The following is a 16,352-nucleotide window of genomic DNA, read 5'->3' as shown; positions in this document are numbered from 1 at the left end:
GCGCATCGACAGCGGCGTCCCACCCATGAGCGCGCCGGCCCCCGCTCCCAGGATCCAGACCAACCAGGCCGCGCCCGGCCCGCGCTCGGGCCTGGGGATCTGGCTGGACCAGCACCTCTACAGTTTCGTCTCCAGCCTGGGCCGCGCCTTGCGCCGGCCGTGGTCCACGGCGCTGACCATCGGGGTGATGGCGGTGGCCTTCGCCCTGCCGCTGGGACTGTGGCTGGCGCTGGTCAACGTGCAGCATTTGACCGGCACCGTGCAGGCCTCGCGCCAGATCGATGTGTTCCTGAAGACCGACACCTCGGCCGCGCGCGCCCAGGCGCTGGCCGCCCGGCTGCGCGGCCACGGCGACGTGGCCAGCGTCCAGTTGCGCACGCCGGAACAAGGCCTGGCCGAGTTCCGCAAGCTCAGCGGCCTGGAGGCGGCCATCGATGCGCTGGAGGACAACCCGTTGCCGGCGCGCCTGATCGTGATCCCCAGCGGTGACGACGCCGCGCTGGCCGCCGAGCTGCAGCAGCTGCCCGAGGTCGATCTGGTCCAGCACGATGCGCTCTGGCGCCAGCGCCTGGACAGCTGGCTGCGCTTCGGCACGCGCCTGGTGTGGGTGCTGGCGGCGCTGTTCGGTCTCGGGGCGCTGCTGGTGGTGGGCAACACCGTGCGCCTGGACATCCAGTCCCGGCGCGAGGAAATCGGCGTGCTGCAGTTGCTGGGCGCCACCGATGGCTTCATCCGCCGGCCCTTCATCTACCTGGGCGCCTGGTACGGACTGGGCGCCGGGGTGCTGGCTTTGGCCCTGGTGCTGGGTGCCGGATTTGCCCTGCGCGCGCCGCTGGATGCGCTGGCCCGCAGCTATGGCAGCCGCTTCGCGCTCGACGGGCTGGACCCGGTGCGCGCCGGGCTGGTATTGGTGGCGGCCTTGCTCATCGGCTGGCTCGGGGCCTGGTGGGTCACCGGGCACTTCCTGCGCCAGACCCGCCCTACCGACACCTGACCTGAGCTCGCCGCCCGCCATGCCTCCACACGACCTGCGCCACCTGATCAGTCAGACGCCCCGGGTCATGGTCGTGGACGGCTCAAGAATGGTGCGCAAGCTGATCGGCGATGTGCTCAGGCGCGAGCTGCCGCAGGTCCAGGTGGTCGGTTGTGCCACCCTGGCCGAAGCGCGCAAGGCGCTGGCCGAAGGGGCGGTCGACCTGGTCACCACGGCGCTGTCGCTCAAGGACGGCACCGGCCTGGAAGTGGCCCGCGCAGTGCGCGAGACCGCCGGCCAGGCCTACGTGCCGGTGATCGTGGTCTCCGGCGAGGCGCAGTCGCATCTTGAGCAACGCCGCTTCACCGAGTTCGTCACCGACTATTTCGACAAGGCGCTGGGCCACGAGGCCCTGGCCGCCTTCATCCAGGGCTACGTGCAGCCCGAGGCCATGCCCGGGGCGACCGTGCTGTACGTGGAGGACAGCCGCGTGGTTGCCGAGACCACCCGGCGCATGCTCGAGCGCCATGACCTGAAAGTGGTGCACGTGCTGCGCGCCGAGGACGCCTTCGCCCTGCTCACGGCCGAATCGCTGGGCATGTCCACCCACCGCTTCGATCTGGTCCTGACCGATGTGACCCTGAAGGGTGAGCTGAGCGGGGTGGACATCGTCCAGCGCGTGCGCATCGATTTCGGCTACGGCAAGCGCCGCCTGCCGATCCTGGTGATGACCGGCGACAGCAACCGCGACAACCAGGCCGAGCTGTTGCAAAGCGGCGCCAACGACCTGGTGCTCAAGCCGATCGAGGAGCGCCTGCTGGTGACCAAGGTGCTGTTCCAGCTGCGCCTGGCGCGCATGGCCGGCCCGCGTGTGGACGACTGAGGTGGCGGCCGTGGCGGATGTGGTGTTCATCGATGGACTGCGGGTGCAGGCGCTGATCGGCGTCTACCAGGCCGAACGTGGCGCGGCCCAGCCGCTGCTGTTCGACGTGGAGATGACCCTCGACACGCGCAGCGCCGGCGGCAGCGACGCACTGGCCGACACGGTGGATTACGCGGTGGTGGCGCAGGCGATCCAGGCGACCTGTGCGCAATCCGGATTCGCCCTGGTCGAGGCATTGGCCGAGACCGTGGCCGCGCAGCTGCTGCGCGATTTCCCGATCCAGGCGGTGCTGCTGCGGGTGACCAAACCGCAGGCGGTGCCGGCCGCGCGCGGGGTGGGCGTGCGGATCGTGCGCACCAGGGACGCGGCATGACGACCCGGCGCTACGTGCTGCTGCTGGGCAGCAGCCTGGAATCACCGCAGGTGCTGCGCCTGGCCGCCGAGCTGCTGTCGGCGCAGGGCCTGGTCGAAGCGACCTCGCGCTGCGTGCAAGGCCCCAGCGTCAGCGCCGGCGATGCGCGCCACTTCCACAACCAGGCGCTGGTGTTGGCCTGCGGGCTGAGCCCCGATGCGCTGGTGCCCTGGCTGAAGGCGACCGAAGCCGAACTGGGCCGCGTGCCCGGCCAGGCGCAGTGCGTGATCGACATCGACCTGGCCTGCGAATGCGACGCACACGGCATCGTGCTGTGGCGCGACGATGCCAAGCTCCGGCATCCGCTGTTCGTCAGCCTGATGCAGGAGGTACTGGACCAGCTGCGCGGGCAGCCTGGATCGTAGGGCGGGTCTTGACCCGCCATTGCCATGCCGGACGAACCGGTCATGGCGGGTCAAGCGATGCCGGACGGGCCGGTCATGGCGGGTCAAGACCCGCCCTACACGAACACCGAGCGGCCGCCGTCGATGGCGATGACCTGACCGTTGACATAGCCATTGCCATCCAGCAGCCAGCGCACGGCCGAGACGATGTCCGCCGGCGTGCCCTGGCGTTGCAGCGGCACCCGTTCGCGCAGCACCTGCCCGGTCTCGGCCTTGACCGGGTTTTCCGACCACAGGATGTTGCCCGGCGCGATCGCGTTGACCCGCACGTGCGGGCCCAGTTCGCGCGCCAGCGACTGGGTCATCATCACCAGCGCGGCCTTGGCCATGCAGTAGAGGGTGTGCTCGGGCAACGGCCGCTGCGCGAAGATGTCGGCGATGCTGACGATGGAGCCTGCGCTGTGCTTCAGATGCGGTGCGGCCGCCTGCGAGAGGAAGAACGGCGCGCGCGCATTGGAAGCGAACAGCGCGTCCCACTGCTGCGGGGTGGCCGTGCCCACCGGAGTGGCGTAGTAGGCCGAGGCGTTGTTGACCAGCGCATCGAGCCGGCCGAAGCGCTCGACAGTGCGCGCCACCAGCAGCGGCAGCCGCTCGACCTCGGCCAGCTCGGCCTGCAGCACCAGCGTGCTGCCGGGCCGTGCGGTTTCCAGTTCATCGGCCAGCGCCTGCATCTCCAGCGCCGAGTTGCGGTAGTGCAATGCCAGCGCGTAGCCATCGGCGTGCAGGGCGCGGGCGATGGCCGCGCCAATCCGCTTGGCGGCACCGGTGACCAGGGCAACACGGGCAAGATCGGACATGGCGGCGAGCTGATGGGGAAATGGAACCGCGATTGTGGCATTGCCGCGCTATGCCGCCCCGGACTGCCGACAGAGCTGATGTGGGACTTCGCCCGGCAAGTGCCTTGCCGGGAAAGCCCCATCGCCGCTGAAGCGGCTCCCACGCAAAGCATGTTGCTGCCCGGCCAACGATGCGTCATGGGGTTTTGGATCGCTTGCTTGACGCCCATCATGGTTTGCGGGCATGTTGCCTGACATCCCCTTTTGCACCGCTTTCCGCTGGCTGCAAGGGTCGACGGAACGGAGCGAATGGACTGGGAGAAGTACCGCAGTTCCACCTTTGATGAGCTGATCCAGGCAGACGGCCAGCCGCGCCCCGCCGCCCGTCGCCTGGTCGAATATCTCGGCGGCCTGTCCGGCCGCGAGATCGCAGAACGGCAGCTTGCCGCCGATGTCGTGGCCCGGGTCATGGGCATCACCTTCACCGTGTACTCGGACGGTCGCAACGTCGACCGCACGCTGCCGTTCGACCTGATCCCGCGGGTGATCCCGCGCAAGGAATGGGAAGTCACCGAGGCCGGTTTGAAGCAGCGCATGCGCGCGCTGAACCTGTTCATCGGCGACATCTACGGCAAGCAGCAGATCGTCAAGGACAAGGTGTTCCCGGCGATGCTGCTCAAGGATTCGGTCAATTTCCGCCCGCAGTGCGTGGGCATCACCCCGCCGCTGGGCGTGTGGGCGCACATCTGCGGCTCGGACCTGGTCCGCGACGGCGACGGCACCCTGTACGCGCTGGAGGACAACCTGCGCATTCCCTCCGGGGTGAGCTACATGCTGGAAAACCGCATGGTCGCCAAGCGCGTGTTCCCGGAACTGTTCGAGACCAGCTCGATCCTGCCGGTGGACGAATACCCCAGCCAGCTCTACGACACCCTGGCCGCGCTGTCGCCGCGTCCGGGCGATGCGCCGGTGATCGCCCTGCTGACCCCGGGGGTGTTCAACAGTGCGTACTTCGAACATGCCTACCTGGCCCAGGCGATGGGCATCGAGCTGGTCGAAGGCTCGGACCTGTTCGTGGCCGACGACGACTGCACCTACATGCGCACCGTGTACGGCCCGCAGCGGGTGGATGTGATCTATCGGCGCGTGGATGACCTGTTCATCGATCCGGAAGTGTTCCATCCCGATTCGCTGCTGGGCGCGCCCGGCCTGATCCGCAGCTGGCGCGCCGGCAAGGTGGCGCTGGCCAACGCGCCCGGTGCGGGCGTGGCCGATGACAAGGTGGTGTTCGCCTACGTGCCGCAGATGATCAGGTACTACCTGGGCGAAGAGGCGATCCTGCCCAACGTGCCCAGCTTCCTGTGCCACGACGAAAAGGACCTCAGGCATGTGCTGGCCAACCTGGACAAGCTGGTGGTCAAGCCGGCCAACGAGTCCGGCGGCTACGGCATGCTGATCGGCCCGCGCGCCAGCCAGGCCGAGCGCGAGAAGTTCCGCGCGCTGATCCAGGCCGATCCGCGCAACTACATGGCCCAGCCGACCCTGAACCTGTCGACCGCGCCGATCATCACCGAGCAGGGTCCCTCGCCGCGGCACCTGGACCTGCGCCCGTTCATCCTCTCGCGCGAGGACACCTACGTCACCACCGGCGGGCTGACCCGGGTGGCGATGACGCCCGGCTCGCTGGTGGTCAATTCCTCGCAGGGCGGCGGCGCCAAGGACACCTGGGTGGTGGATGCCGATGACCAGGGGACGCACTGATGCTCTCGCGGGTGGCAGACAATCTGTACTGGTTCAGCCGCTACATCCGCCGCGCGGAAAACACCGCGCGCCTGGTCGGGGTCGGCAGCATGCTGCAGCTGGACCTGCCGCGCTCGGTGCGTTTCAGCTGGCGGCCGATGATCGACACGGTCGGCTCGGGTGAGATATTCACCGCGCTGCATCCGGATGCCGGCACCGACGTGGCCGATGCCGAGGTGGTGCGCTTTTTGCTGCTGGACGAGCAAAACCCTTCCTCGCTGACGGTTTCCATCAGCGGTGCGCGCGAGATCCTGCGCAGCATCCGCGACACCCTGCCGCAGGAGGTGTGGGAAGCGGTCAACGATCTGCACCTGTACCTGGGTGGCAGCGGCGAGCGCGCCCTGCAGCGGCGCTACCGGCTGGAATTCATCACCCGGGTGGTCGATGGCTGCCTGAAGGTCTCCGGCCTGCTGTCGGCCAATGTGAGCCGCGACATCGGCTACCAGTTCCTGCGCCTGGGCACCGGCATCGAGCAGGCCGACATGACCACCCGCATCATCGATGCCGGCGCCTCGGGCCTGATCACCCCGCGCAGCGAGGAAGATCGCGAGGCCTTTCGCAACATGCAGTGGATGGCGGTGCTGCGCTCGCTGGCCGCCTATCAGATGTACCGGCGCCACATCCGCCAGCGCGTCAGCGGCGAGCATGCGCTGCGCTTTTTGCTGCAGAACACCGAGTTTCCGCGCAGTGTCCAGTTCTGCCTGGCCCGCATCCAGCACGTGCTGCCGACCATGCCGCCGCGGCCGGGCGTGGACCGTCATCTCAACCGTGTGGTCGGCATGCTTCGCAATGCCGATCCGGTGTGGCTGGCGGCGCACGACCCGGCCGCGTTCATGGACGAGATCCAGGTGCACCTGAGCAACCTGCACGGCGCGGTGGTCGAAGGGTATTTCTATAACTGAGCAGGAGTGAGCCAAGAGGAGCGGCGGGCAGTGGGCAAAGCGGCCGCCTTGCTCGCTGTTGCTCACTCCTCTCCACTCATTCCTTGCTTCACTGCTGGCCGGCCTCGTCGCCCGGGTCCTGGCGCGCGGCCATGCGCCGCGGTGGGGCGATCACCTGGGCCAGTGAGCGCTGGTCCTCCTCCTGGCCTTCGCGCGCCGGCTCCCACGGGAAGCGGGGCAGAGTGCGCACGGCGTTTTCCAGCTTGCGCGACCAGGTGTCGTGAATCTCCGCGTAGAGCGGGGTGTCCGCTTCCAGGCGCATCTGCTGGGTGATCCTCAGGTCGCCGGCGCGGATCAGGGCCAGATCCAGTGGCAGGCCCACCGACAGGTTGGAGCGGATGGTCGAATCCAGCGACACCAGCGCGCAGCGCGCGGCGTCTTCCAGGCTGGTGTCCGGCCGCAGGATGCGGTCCAGGATCGGCTTGCCGTACTTGGATTCGCCGATCTGCAGGTACGGGGTTTCCGGCGAGGTGGCAATGCAGTTGCCCAGCGGGTAGACCATGTACAGCCCGTGGCGCTCGCCGGCGATCTGGCCACCCAGCACCAGCGTGGACTGCACGCTGACCCCGCTGTGCTGGGCTTGGTCGTTGACCGCCGACTGGCTGGCCACCAGCACCTCGCCGACGTATTCGGCCACCTCGAACAGGTGCTTGAAGGTGCGCAGGCTGCGCGTGCAGGACGGGTCGTCCGCGTCGCGATTGAGCCGCGACATGGTCAGTTGGGTGGTGGCCAGGTTGCCTGCGGACAGGATCACGAACACCCGCTCGCCCGGGTACTCGAAGATGTGCATCTTGCGATAGACGCGCACGTCGTCGAACGAGGCGCTGGTCCGGGTATCCGCGGCGAAGACCAGGCCTTCGTCCACTTCGATGCCGACGCAGTAAGTCATGTCACAACCGGGGAAGAGTGCCCCGCGATCATAGGGGCGCCCTCCGGCGCTGGCTAGGGCCGGGCGGCGGTCGATACAGGATATTCCGGCCGCACCGCCATTGCAGGCAGCGCGTGGAACCGGGTCGGCGGCATGAAACCCCCTCCCCGCGGCGTTTGCCCTGGCACCGGCACGGCGCCCCGGCCGGTTGCGCGATGGCGCCCTTGCGAGCTGCATTCAGGCGCCGCCCGGCCGGCTTGAATGGTCGCCTCGCACCGGCCTGCGCTGGATCCAGGCGCCTTTGCGCCTACGGTCGCAAACAGGCGCCCAGGTACCATGGCCACCCCTGCCGCCCTGCCCTGTTACAGATGACCGACCTGCCCCTTCCCGATGCCGACGCCCTGGCCCACAGCGACCAGCTCGGCGCCATGATCCGCGGCGAAATCGTCGCCTCCGGTGGAGCGGTGCCGTTCTCGCGCTTCATGGAGCGCTGCCTGTACACCCCGGGCCTGGGGTATTACAGCGCCGGGGCGACCAAGTTCGGTGGCGCCGGCGACTTTGTGACCGCCCCGGAGCTGGGGCCGCTGTTTGCCGGTACGGTGGCGCAGGCACTGGCGCCGGTGCTGCAGGAGCTGGGTCCGCAGGCCTGTTTCCTGGAGATCGGCGGCGGCAGCGGCGCATTGGCCGAAGTCATGCTCAAGCGCCTGCTGGCGCTGGATGCGATGCCGGCCAGGTACTGGATCCTGGAACCCAGCGCCGACCTGCGCCAGCGCCAGCGCCAGCGCCTGGGCCAGCACCTGCCCGGGCCGGTCCTGGACCGCGTGGAATGGCTGGATACCCCGCCGACCGGCGAATGGAACGGCGTGGTCTTCGCCAACGAGGTGATCGATGCATTGCCCACCCCGCGCTTCACCCTGCGCGGGGGGCAGGTGTTCGAGGAGCACGTGGCGCTGGATGGCCAAGGCCGCTTCGTGGCCACCGATCGCCCGGCCGACCCGCTGCTGACCGCCGCCGTGCGCCATGTCGAGGGCGCGCGCGAGGCGCCTTTCCAGGACGGTTACCGCTCCGAGCTGCTGGCGCAGCTGCCCTACTGGGTGCAGGCGGTGATCGGCAGGCTGCAGGCCGGGGCGCTGCTGTTTTGCGACTACGGCTATCCGCGCAGGGAGTACTACCTGGACCAGCGTGACGGCGGCACCACCCGCGCCTTCTACCGGCACCGCATGCACCACGATGTGTATCGCTGGCCGGGGTTGCAGGACATCACCGCCTCGGTGGATTTCACCGCCCTGGCCGAAGCCGGCACCGGCGCGGGCTTCGACCTGGCCGGTTATGCGAGCCAGGCCGGCTTCCTGCTCGGCAACGGCCTGGCCGACCGGCTGGCCGAGGCCGAAACCGGTGCCGACGCCGCGGGTGTGCTGCGCCTGCGCAACGCGTTCAAGCAGCTCACCCTGCCCAGCCAGATGGGCGAGCGGTTCCAGTTCATGGGCTTTGCGCGCCAATGCAATTTCGAGGCGGCGTTCCTGTCCGGCGACCTGACATGGCGACTGTGAGCATCGGTGCGATCAAGCCGGTCCGCTGGCCGGCACTGTGGTTCGGTGGCTGGGTGCTGGCGATGGTGCTGGTGGTGACCACCTGCCTGCTGCCCGGCGAGGATCTGCCCAAGGTCGCCGAAGGCATGGACAAGCTCGAACACGCCGGTGCGTTCGCGGTGCTGGCGGCGTGGGCGGTGCAGTTGTTCGCCACCCGGCGTGCGCTGCTGCGGGCGGCGGCCTGGCTGGTGATCCTGGGCGTGCTGATCGAGTTGCTGCAGGGCTGGTTCACCGCCGATCGCACGCCCGATGCCATCGATGCGCTGGCCGATGCCAGCGGCGTGCTGCTGGGTTTGCTGGTGGCCCTGACACCCGCGCGCGACCTGCTGCTGCGCTGGTTTCCGCGCCGGAGCCACTGACCATCGCCCGGCAGGCCGCCGAGGACATCGCCAGGCACGCCGCGCACCCAGCCCGAAGGCACCGAGGCCGGCATGCCGGCGCTGGTCCAGGCGCTGCGCGGCGGTGGCGCCAGGCCGTCAGTGCGCTGGCCCTGGCGCGCGGGCACAATCCGGACATGCCGCCGCACCTGCACAAGGTCACCGGGACCCCATGAGCCGCTTTGCCCTGGTCAACGCGCGGGTGCTGGCCGAGGCGGGCATCGTCGATGGCGGCGCGCTGGTGATCGAGGACGGCCGCATCATTGCCCTGACCGATGCCGCTGGCGCGCGCGCCCGGACCGACGACCTGCGCGACCTGGGCGGGGCGTGGCTGGCGCCGGGTTTCATCGACCTGCAGGTCAACGGCGGCGGCGGGGTGCTGTTCAACAACACGCCCACCGCCGCGGGCATCGCCGCCATCGGGCGCGCGCATCGCAGGTTCGGCACCACCGCCTTCCTGCCCACGCTGATCAGCGATGGCGCCGACACCATGCGCCGGGCCATCGCCGCCACCGGCCAGGCCATCGCCAATGGCGTGGACGGGGTGCTGGGCATCCACCTGGAAGGCCCGTACCTGGCGCCGGCGCGCAAGGGCACCCACGACGCGCGGCAGTTCCGCGTGCCGGACGAGGATGAAATGGCCATGGCCACCGCGCTGGACAACGGCATCACCTTGATGACCGTCGCACCGGAACGGCTGGGGCCCGAACGCATCGCCGCGCTGGTCGCGCGCGGGGCGCTGGTGTTCGCCGGCCACACCGCCGGCAGCTACGAGCAGATCCGCGCCGGACTGGACGCGGGCCTGCGCGGGTTCACCCATCTGTTCAACGCCATGTCGCCGCTGCAAGGGCGCAGCCCCGGCGCGGTCGGCGCGGCGCTGGAAGATGAAGCAAGCTGGTGCGGGGTGATCGTCGATGGCGTGCACGTGCATCCGGGCGCGCTGCGCGTGGCGCTGGCCGCCAAGCGGCCGGGCAAGCTGCTGCTGGTGACCGATGCGATGCCGATGGTCGGTGCCGAAAGCCCCAGTTTCGAGCTGTACGGCGAAACCATCACCGCGGTCGACGGGGTGGTGCGCAACGCTGCCGGTGCGCTGGCCGGCTCGGCGCTGGACATGGCCAGCGCGGTGCGCAACAGCGTGCGGCTGCTCGGCCTGCCGCTGCAAGAAGCCGTGCGCATGGCCGCGCTGTATCCGGCCCAGTGCCTGGGCCTGGACCACGAGCGCGGCCGCATCGCCCCCGGCCTGCGTGCGGACCTGGTGGCACTGGACGATCGTCTGCAGGTCGTCGAAACCTGGATCGGCGGAAGCAGCGCGACCGGCTAGCCGGCCGTGGCAACGCCGCAACCGGCCCGTTTCGCTCCCCGTCGATGTCTTGCCGGGCTCGGGACGTCGGCGCGGCGGGCGCATTTTTCAGGCCAGCAGGGCCAGCGCGGCGCGGTTGAGCAGATAGCCGCCCCCCAGCAACAGCACCCACAGGATCCAGGCCAGCAGCAGCGGCTTGGCGCCGGCCTGCTTGATCGAGCCCCAGTGGGTGCGCAGGCCCAGTGCGGCCATTGCCATCGCCAGCAGCAGCGTGTCCAGCATCAGGGTCGCATCGACCACGGGCTTGGGCAGCAGGTGCAGTGAGTTGAAGCCGGCCACCACCACGAACAGGATGGCAAACCACGGGATCGTCAGCGGCGCCGCTTCGCTCTGGGCGCCGTTGCTGCCGCGGCGCAGCCACGCGCCCAGCACCAGCAGCAACGGCGCCAGCAGCATCACCCGCAGCATCTTCTCGATCACCGCCGCCGCGCCGGCTTGCTCGCTGACCGCGCGCCCGGCCACCACCACCTGTGCGACCTCATGGATGGTCGACCCGGCGTAGACGCCGTAGGCGTGCGCGTCCAGGCCCAGGGACGGATACATCCACGGGTACAGGAACATGCCCAGCGTGCCGAACACCACCACCGTGGCGATGGCGACCGACACCTTGTGGGCGGGTGCGCGAATCACCGGTTCGGCTGCCAGGACCGCCGCGGCGCCGCAGATCGCGCTGCCTGCGCCAATCAGCATCGAGGTGTCGCGATCCAGCTTCAGCACGCGCGTGCCGATCCAGGTGGCCGCGCAGAACACGCCGGCCACCACGATCACGTCGATCACCAGGCCAGCCAGGCCGACCCCCTTCACATCCTGGAAAGTCACCCGCAAGCCGTACAGCACGATGCCGGCACGCAGCAGCATGCCCTTGGCGTAGTCCACGCCGGCGCCGGTGCGTGGGGCGATGGCGGGAAAGGCGGTGTTGCCCAGCGCGATGCCGAGCATGATGGCCAGGGTCAGCGCGCTGAGTCCGGTCGTTTTGGCCCAAGGCAGGTTGGACAGGCCAATGCCGGCCAGGGCGATGGCCAGCACCAGGATCAACCCCGGCCAGATGCCTGGCCTGCGGATCATGGCGGGTCGTGAATGGGTGGCAATGCCGGCCATGACGGCGCCCGGACGGTCAGGAAGATGCCGCCATGCTCCGCCGGTGGCTAGAATGCGTCCAATACATCATTCTCAACAAAGCATGACTTCAGCTCATGGCTTGAACCTGCACCTGCTGCGCGTGTTTGCCGCAGTGGTCGAGCACGAGGGCTTCTCGCGCGCGGCCCAGGCGCTGTTCGTCAGCCAGTCGGCAGTGTCCAAGGCAGTGCGTGAGCTGGAGTCGCAATTGGACCTGCCACTGATCGACCGTTCCGCAGGGCGCGGCGTGCATCTGACCGGCGCCGGCCAGGCGCTGTACCAGCACGCACGCGGCATCTTCGCGCTGGAACGGGCGGCACTGGAAGACGTGCGCGAACGGGTCGGCCTGCGCCGTGGCGGCCTGCGCATCGGCGCCAGCACCACGGTGGCGGCGTACTGGCTCGCCGAGGTCTTCGCCCGCCACGCGGCGCGCTACCCGCAACTGGACAGCGCGCTGGTGGTCGGCAACACCGGCGAGATCGCCGATGCGCTGGTGGACTGCCGCATCGATGCCGGCTTCGTCGAAGGCCCGGCGCATGACGAGCGCATCGTCGCCACGCGCTGGCGCGAAGAGCCGCTGCAGGCGGTGGTCTCGGCATCATCGCCGTTGGGCGCGCAGCGACGGGCCAGCGCAAGACAGCTTGCCGCGCAGCGCTGGCTGGTGCGCGAGCCCGGCTCGGGCACGCGCGAGGTCGCCCGGGACCTGCTCCAGGCCCGCAGCATCGAGCCTGCGCAGACGCTGGAAATCGGCAGCAACGAGGCCATCGCCCGCGCGGTGGCTGCCGGGGTCGGGGTGGCGATCCTGCCGGCCGCGGTGGTGGCCGATCTGATTGCGGTCGGCAAGCTGCGCACCCTGCGCCTGCCCGATGGCCCGCCGCTGCAGCGCCCGCTCTATCGGCTGGAGTTGGCCAACCGGCCGCGTTCACCGGCGCTGGACGCGTTCCTGGCCCAGCTTGCAGGCAGTGGCTGACTTGTCGGCACCAGTCAGCTCTGCTCTGTCTGTCCGTTTACGGGCATGACGCGGGCTTTTTGCTAGAAGCCCAACCGCAGCTGGCTCCGGAGCGGGCATGTGTCATCGCGTCGGCAGGGCCGGCACCCTCGACCCCCTCACCCCGACCCTCTGCTTCGCACCCCGGCCCGAGCCAGCGGCGCGCGGGGGAGCGGGGGCGAACACGCAGCAGCGCGGGTGCTCCAAGGTATGCATGCCGTGCCGTGTCCCTCCCGCACGGGTGCGAAGGATCAAGCGCGGTGGTTTGCCGCCCGCGCCTGCGCGATCGCCGCGATGCGCGCGCGGCGCAGGGCCTGGCCGATCTGCGGGCCGCTCAGGCCCTGTTGGGCGAGGTCGCGTGCGCTGACCGCACAGGCGGCGGCGTGCAGGCGGACCAGTTCGCGCCCCTGTGGGTAATCGTCCTCGGCGCTGCCGGCACGGCCGCGCATGTCGCATTCGCAGACCAGCGCCAGCTGGGCGATGCGCGCCGGTTTGCGAAAGCCATCGCAGCGCGCCAGCAGGTCGTGCACGGTGGCATCGCGCAGTTCGGCCAGGCGATGCACGTTGAGGTGCTCGCGGCAGGCCATCATCGCCAGCTCGCGGTGTTCGGCCGGCACTTTCAGGCGCTGGCACAGCGCCTGCAGCGGCCCGAGGCCGGCCTGCTCGTGGCCGATGTGGCGCGGCAACAGCTCGGCCGGCGTCAGTGCCTTGCCCAGGTCATGGGTCAGTGCGGCAAAACCGATCAGATCATCGCCCGGCGCCAGCCGTGCGGCCATGTCGCACACCAGTTCCTGGTGCACGCCGGTGTCGATCTCGGGGTGGAACTGTGCGCGTTGCGGCACGCCGTACAGCGCATCCACTTCCGGCAGTACCTGGGCCAGGGCGCCGGTGTCATGCAGGGTGCGCAGGAAGGCGCTGGGCTGCGCGGCGGCCAGGGCACGGCGCAGTTCCTGCCAGACGCGCTCGGGCACCAGGGCCGACAGCTCGCCGCTGGCCGCCATCTGCCGCATCAGCGCCAGCGTCTGCGGCGCCACGGTGAAGCCCAGGGGCGCCAGGCGCGCCATGAAGCGCGCCGCGCGCAGCACGCGCAGCGGATCCTCGCAGAAGGCCGGCCCGACATGGCGCAGTACGCGCGCCTGGATATCGCGCGCACCGCCGTAGGGATCGACCAGCATGCCGTCCTCGGTCTGGGCGATGGCGTTGATGGTGAAATCGCGGCGCTGCAGGTCCTGTTCCAGGGTCACGGAACGGTCGGCGTCTACCACGAAGCCACGATAGCCGCGCCCGGACTTGCGCTCGGTGCGCGCCAGGGCGTATTCCTCCTGCGTGTGCGGATGCAGGAACACCGGGAAATCACGGCCCACCGCGCGAAAGCCGCGCGCTTCCATGTCCGCCTGGGTGGCGCCGACCACGACCCAGTCGCGATCGCCGGGCGGCAGGCCGAGCAGGGCATCGCGGACCGCGCCGCCGACCAGATAGGTCTTCATGGGGCAGGGGTGAGTGTTGAGAAGTGAGAAACGAGGGGCAGCATGATTGCTCCAGACACCGACGCCAGGATCATGCGCTGCTCCTCCCTCGTTTCTCACTCCTCATTTCTCGTTCCTGGCTGTTCCGCGCAGGCCAGACGCTTGCGCTGGCCGTCCAGGCGGCCGTGGATGCGGTCGGTCAGCGACAGCGCGTCATCATTCAGGCGCCAGTCGTAGATCACGCTGAAGGCCAGCACCCGGGCCACGTAGTCGCGCGTTTCCTTGTAGCTGATCGTCTCGATCCACACGTCCGGCTCCAGGCCCGGGCGCTGTGACTGCCAGCGCGCGGTCGGGACCGGGCCGGCGTTGTAGGCGGCGATGGTCACATACGGCGTGCCGTAGGTATCGAGCAGCTCGCGCAGGTAGGCGCTGCCGATGGCGATGTTGGTCTGCGGGTCATACAGGCTCTGCGCACCGCCATAGGCGATGCCGTTGCGCCGGGCCACCTCGGCGCCGGTGCCGGGCAGCACCTGCATCAGGCCCATTGCGTTGGCCGGCGAGCGCGCATTGGGGTTGAACACGCTTTCGGCGCGGATCTGGGCGGCCAGCCAGGCCGGGTCGATGGCGTTGTTCGATGCCTGGCGGCGGATGGCGCCCTGGTGCTGCAGCGGAAACCGCAGGCGGTACAGCTGCAGCTCCTCGGGCGTCCTGCCCAGGGCGAACACCGCGCGGTCGAACCAGCCGTTGTCGTGCGCCACCTCCACCGCGATCCGGCGCTGGTCGTCGTTGAAGCGGGTCAGCGCGTCGTTCCACTCGGCCGTGGCCCAGGCGGCGCGATCGAGTTTCCACAGCTCCATCGCCCGGATCAGGGCCGGATCGCGCGCCACGGCCGCCCTGGCCTGCGCACTGTCCTGCGGTTCGCGCGGGCACAGCGCGTAGGGCTGGCCGAGCCTGTCGGCGGCCAGGAAACCGTGGAAGGTCGCGGTCCGGGCCGCCTCGGTATACAGGCGCCTGGCCTGATCGGGCTGGCCGGCCTTGTCCAGCATGCGCGCCTGGAACCACTTCCAGCGCACCTCGCTGCGCTGGGCCGGGTCCATCGCCTGGATCGCCTTCAGCGCCGCCGGCCAGTCGCCGCGCGCCAGTGCCTCGCGGACCTGCCATTCGTGCAGGCGCGGGTCATAGGCACTGGCGGGGACCGCGGCCAGGCGCCGGGCCGAATCGGGCAGGTAGGACGCCACCGTCCACAGCGCGATCTGGTAGCGCACCTGGGCCTGCTGTTCGGCGCTCAGGCCCAGGGTCTGGGCGTACTGCGGCAGCAGCCGCTCGGCCGCGTCGGGATCCTTGCGCGCCAGCAGCGCCAGGCCGTTGCTGGCGATGCGCCGGCTGCGATCGGATTTCTCCCAGCCAAGCCCCTGCGCGGCCGGGGCATCGAGGAAGCCGGCATAGGCCACCGCCTGGGCGCGTTCGCCGCTGGACAGGCCATTGGCCGCCGCGCGCATCACCGCGCTCTGGCCGGCCGCGGCGGCCGCGTCGATGCGTTCCCAGCGCAGCGCATCGTCCAGCTGGCCCTGCGCGGTGAGCGCGGCGAACAACGGATCGCAGCCATCGGGCAACGGCCTGGCCGCGGCGCGCCACAGCTCCTGTGCCTGGCGGGTCCAGGTCGCATCGGCCTTGCCCAGCACCCATTGCGCCTGCAGGCGTGCGCAGCGCAGGCCGATGTCGTCGGTAGGCTGCCAGTTGGCCAGCAGCGCGTCCCAGTCCTTGCGCCGTGCCAGCGCCGGCAACCAGGCGCTGCGGAACGCGGCAGCCACCGCCTGGCCGGCGTTGCGCTGCAGGAACTCCTGCGCCTGTGCGTTGCCGACACGGTCGATGTCGCGCTTGAGCTGGGCGAACTCGATCCAGCCACGCAGCGGATGATGGGCCAGCGCGGGATCCTGCGATGGCGGGGCCTGGCCACGTTCGGCCGCCTCCAGTGCGCTGCGCACCAGCGGACGCTGGGCGTCCAGGTCCTGTGCGCCGGCCAACGCAGCCGCGGCGCACAGGGCGATCAAAACAGAGAGCAGGGCGGGGCGGATCATGCCACCGATGATAGGCAGGCCCGGATGAATCGGATTTTGCATGGCCCGGCGCCGCATCGCGGGGGCTTTTTGCCCCCTCTCCCCCGCAAGCGGAGGAGAGGGGGCCGAACGCGTCGAGCAGACAGTTGCTCCTACGAAAAGCGGAATTTCACCAGAGATCAGGGTGTTTGTAGGAGCAACTGTCTTCTCAGGCGCCTGTCATTCTCCATTCAGTTTGGTCTCTGGCCATGGCGTTGAGGCGGGTGAGCAGTACCCGCATGCAGGCGGTGATGGCGACCTTGGCGCACTTGCCCCGTTGGCGCAGGGCTTCGTATCGCGTCT

At 69.7% G+C, this 16,352-nt stretch carries 15 protein-coding genes; 10 read left to right on the top strand and 5 right to left on the bottom strand.

Annotated features, from left to right (window positions below; genetic code table 11):
- The first annotated feature begins 25 nt into the window (after window positions 1-25).
- From ftsX to D9R12_RS14775, 4 genes are read left to right on the top strand one after another with little or no spacing between them, the layout of a single operon-like run.
- Window positions 26-994 carry a permease-like cell division protein FtsX gene (gene ftsX / locus D9R12_RS14790; RefSeq protein WP_122231553.1) on the top strand — a complete coding sequence of 323 codons (969 nt, stop codon included), beginning with the start codon at window positions 26-28 and terminating at the stop codon, window positions 992-994.
- 19 nt (window positions 995-1,013) lie between these two features.
- Complete coding sequence (locus tag D9R12_RS14785; protein ID WP_014162040.1) at window positions 1,014-1,856, top strand: response regulator; 843 nt, start codon at window positions 1,014-1,016, stop codon at window positions 1,854-1,856.
- A gap of 1 nt (window position 1,857) precedes the next feature.
- On the top strand, window positions 1,858-2,229 hold the full coding sequence (gene folB / locus D9R12_RS14780) for a dihydroneopterin aldolase (protein ID WP_052299828.1): 372 nt from the start codon (window positions 1,858-1,860) through the stop codon (window positions 2,227-2,229).
- Entirely contained in the window at window positions 2,226-2,633 is a 408-nt protein-coding gene (locus tag D9R12_RS14775; RefSeq protein WP_014162038.1) for a 2-amino-4-hydroxy-6-hydroxymethyldihydropteridine diphosphokinase, read from the top strand. Before folB ends, D9R12_RS14775 begins: the two co-directional genes overlap by 4 nt.
- A 95-nt stretch (window positions 2,634-2,728) precedes the next feature.
- On the opposite strand, the gene D9R12_RS14770 is transcribed toward D9R12_RS14775, so the two are convergent.
- Window positions 2,729-3,469, bottom strand: a complete 741-nt coding sequence (locus D9R12_RS14770) for a pteridine reductase (RefSeq protein ID WP_014162037.1) — start codon at window positions 3,467-3,469, stop codon at window positions 2,729-2,731.
- A 288-nt stretch (window positions 3,470-3,757) separates the two neighbouring features.
- Between D9R12_RS14770 and D9R12_RS14765 the strand changes: the two genes are divergently transcribed.
- A complete protein-coding gene (locus D9R12_RS14765; RefSeq protein WP_014162036.1) occupies window positions 3,758-5,209 on the top strand; it encodes a circularly permuted type 2 ATP-grasp protein in 1,452 nt (483 codons plus the stop codon).
- A complete protein-coding gene (locus D9R12_RS14760) occupies window positions 5,209-6,150 on the top strand; it encodes an alpha-E domain-containing protein (protein WP_014162035.1) in 942 nt (313 codons plus the stop codon). Before D9R12_RS14765 ends, D9R12_RS14760 begins: the two co-directional genes overlap by 1 nt.
- An 88-nt stretch (window positions 6,151-6,238) precedes the next feature.
- Here the strand turns inward: D9R12_RS14760 and D9R12_RS14755 are convergent, their stop codons facing one another.
- Window positions 6,239-7,078 (bottom strand): proteasome-type protease, encoded by an 840-nt coding sequence (locus D9R12_RS14755; protein ID WP_014162034.1) that lies wholly within the window; start codon window positions 7,076-7,078, stop codon window positions 6,239-6,241.
- 347 nt (window positions 7,079-7,425) lie between these two features.
- Between D9R12_RS14755 and D9R12_RS14750 the strand changes: the two genes are divergently transcribed.
- The 3 genes from D9R12_RS14750 to nagA all read left to right on the top strand — a co-directional run bounded on the left by D9R12_RS14750 (window position 7,426) and on the right by nagA (window position 10,344).
- Window positions 7,426-8,607, top strand: coding sequence for a class I SAM-dependent methyltransferase (locus D9R12_RS14750; RefSeq protein WP_014162033.1), 1,182 nt, complete (start codon window positions 7,426-7,428; stop codon window positions 8,605-8,607).
- Window positions 8,595-9,005: a VanZ family protein gene (locus D9R12_RS14745; RefSeq protein ID WP_043290760.1), complete on the top strand. Its 411-nt coding sequence runs from the start codon at window positions 8,595-8,597 to the stop codon at window positions 9,003-9,005. Before D9R12_RS14750 ends, D9R12_RS14745 begins: the two co-directional genes overlap by 13 nt.
- A gap of 190 nt (window positions 9,006-9,195) precedes the next feature.
- On the top strand, window positions 9,196-10,344 hold the full coding sequence (nagA, locus tag D9R12_RS14740; RefSeq protein WP_122231549.1) for an N-acetylglucosamine-6-phosphate deacetylase: 1,149 nt from the start codon (window positions 9,196-9,198) through the stop codon (window positions 10,342-10,344).
- Between the two features lie 87 nt (window positions 10,345-10,431).
- Here nagA and D9R12_RS14735 read toward each other — a convergent pair whose 3' ends face one another.
- Window positions 10,432-11,448 carry a YeiH family protein gene (locus D9R12_RS14735; RefSeq protein ID WP_244672041.1) on the bottom strand — a complete coding sequence of 339 codons (1,017 nt, stop codon included), beginning with the start codon at window positions 11,446-11,448 and terminating at the stop codon, window positions 10,432-10,434.
- A 115-nt stretch (window positions 11,449-11,563) separates the two neighbouring features.
- Between D9R12_RS14735 and D9R12_RS14730 the strand changes: the two genes are divergently transcribed.
- The gene (locus D9R12_RS14730; RefSeq protein WP_244672042.1) at window positions 11,564-12,469 is read left to right on the top strand and encodes a LysR substrate-binding domain-containing protein; all 906 of its coding nucleotides are present in this window, start codon (window positions 11,564-11,566) and stop codon (window positions 12,467-12,469) included.
- A 269-nt stretch (window positions 12,470-12,738) separates the two neighbouring features.
- On the opposite strand, the gene D9R12_RS14725 is transcribed toward D9R12_RS14730, so the two are convergent.
- The gene (locus tag D9R12_RS14725; RefSeq protein ID WP_122231545.1) at window positions 12,739-13,974 is read right to left on the bottom strand and encodes a multifunctional CCA addition/repair protein; all 1,236 of its coding nucleotides are present in this window, start codon (window positions 13,972-13,974) and stop codon (window positions 12,739-12,741) included.
- Window positions 13,975-14,069: 95 nt separating this feature from the next.
- Window positions 14,070-16,031 carry a transglycosylase SLT domain-containing protein gene (locus tag D9R12_RS14720; protein ID WP_170159280.1) on the bottom strand — a complete coding sequence of 654 codons (1,962 nt, stop codon included), beginning with the start codon at window positions 16,029-16,031 and terminating at the stop codon, window positions 14,070-14,072.
- Window positions 16,032-16,352 lie beyond the last annotated feature (321 nt).

This window comes from Pseudoxanthomonas spadix, from assembly GCF_003703395.1.
Taxonomy (GTDB): Bacteria; Pseudomonadota; Gammaproteobacteria; order Xanthomonadales; family Xanthomonadaceae; genus Pseudoxanthomonas_A; species Pseudoxanthomonas_A spadix.
The sequence above is the reverse complement of the archived record's forward strand: the minus strand, read 5'-3'. Positions and strand labels throughout refer to the sequence as shown.

Excerpts from the sequence above, each read along its gene's own strand:
- D9R12_RS14725 (WP_122231545.1), bottom strand. The coding sequence starts at position 13,974 with ATGAAGACCTATCTGGTCGGCGGCGCGGTCCGCGATGCCCTGCTCGGC.
- D9R12_RS14755 (WP_014162034.1), bottom strand. The coding sequence starts at position 7,078 with ATGACTTACTGCGTCGGCATCGAAGTGGACGAAGGCCTGGTCTTCGCC.
- D9R12_RS14735 (WP_244672041.1), bottom strand. The coding sequence starts at position 11,448 with ATGATCCGCAGGCCAGGCATCTGGCCGGGGTTGATCCTGGTGCTGGCC.
- nagA (WP_122231549.1), top strand. The coding sequence starts at position 9,196 with ATGAGCCGCTTTGCCCTGGTCAACGCGCGGGTGCTGGCCGAGGCGGGC.
- D9R12_RS14785 (WP_014162040.1), top strand. The coding sequence starts at position 1,014 with ATGCCTCCACACGACCTGCGCCACCTGATCAGTCAGACGCCCCGGGTC.
- D9R12_RS14770 (WP_014162037.1), bottom strand. The coding sequence starts at position 3,469 with ATGTCCGATCTTGCCCGTGTTGCCCTGGTCACCGGTGCCGCCAAGCGG.
- ftsX (WP_122231553.1), top strand. The coding sequence starts at position 26 with ATGAGCGCGCCGGCCCCCGCTCCCAGGATCCAGACCAACCAGGCCGCG.
- D9R12_RS14730 (WP_244672042.1), top strand. The coding sequence starts at position 11,564 with ATGACTTCAGCTCATGGCTTGAACCTGCACCTGCTGCGCGTGTTTGCC.
- D9R12_RS14765 (WP_014162036.1), top strand. The coding sequence starts at position 3,758 with ATGGACTGGGAGAAGTACCGCAGTTCCACCTTTGATGAGCTGATCCAG.
- D9R12_RS14775 (WP_014162038.1), top strand. The coding sequence starts at position 2,226 with ATGACGACCCGGCGCTACGTGCTGCTGCTGGGCAGCAGCCTGGAATCA.
- D9R12_RS14720 (WP_170159280.1), bottom strand. The coding sequence starts at position 16,031 with ATGATCCGCCCCGCCCTGCTCTCTGTTTTGATCGCCCTGTGCGCCGCG.
- D9R12_RS14750 (WP_014162033.1), top strand. The coding sequence starts at position 7,426 with ATGACCGACCTGCCCCTTCCCGATGCCGACGCCCTGGCCCACAGCGAC.
- D9R12_RS14760 (WP_014162035.1), top strand. The coding sequence starts at position 5,209 with ATGCTCTCGCGGGTGGCAGACAATCTGTACTGGTTCAGCCGCTACATC.
- D9R12_RS14745 (WP_043290760.1), top strand. The coding sequence starts at position 8,595 with ATGGCGACTGTGAGCATCGGTGCGATCAAGCCGGTCCGCTGGCCGGCA.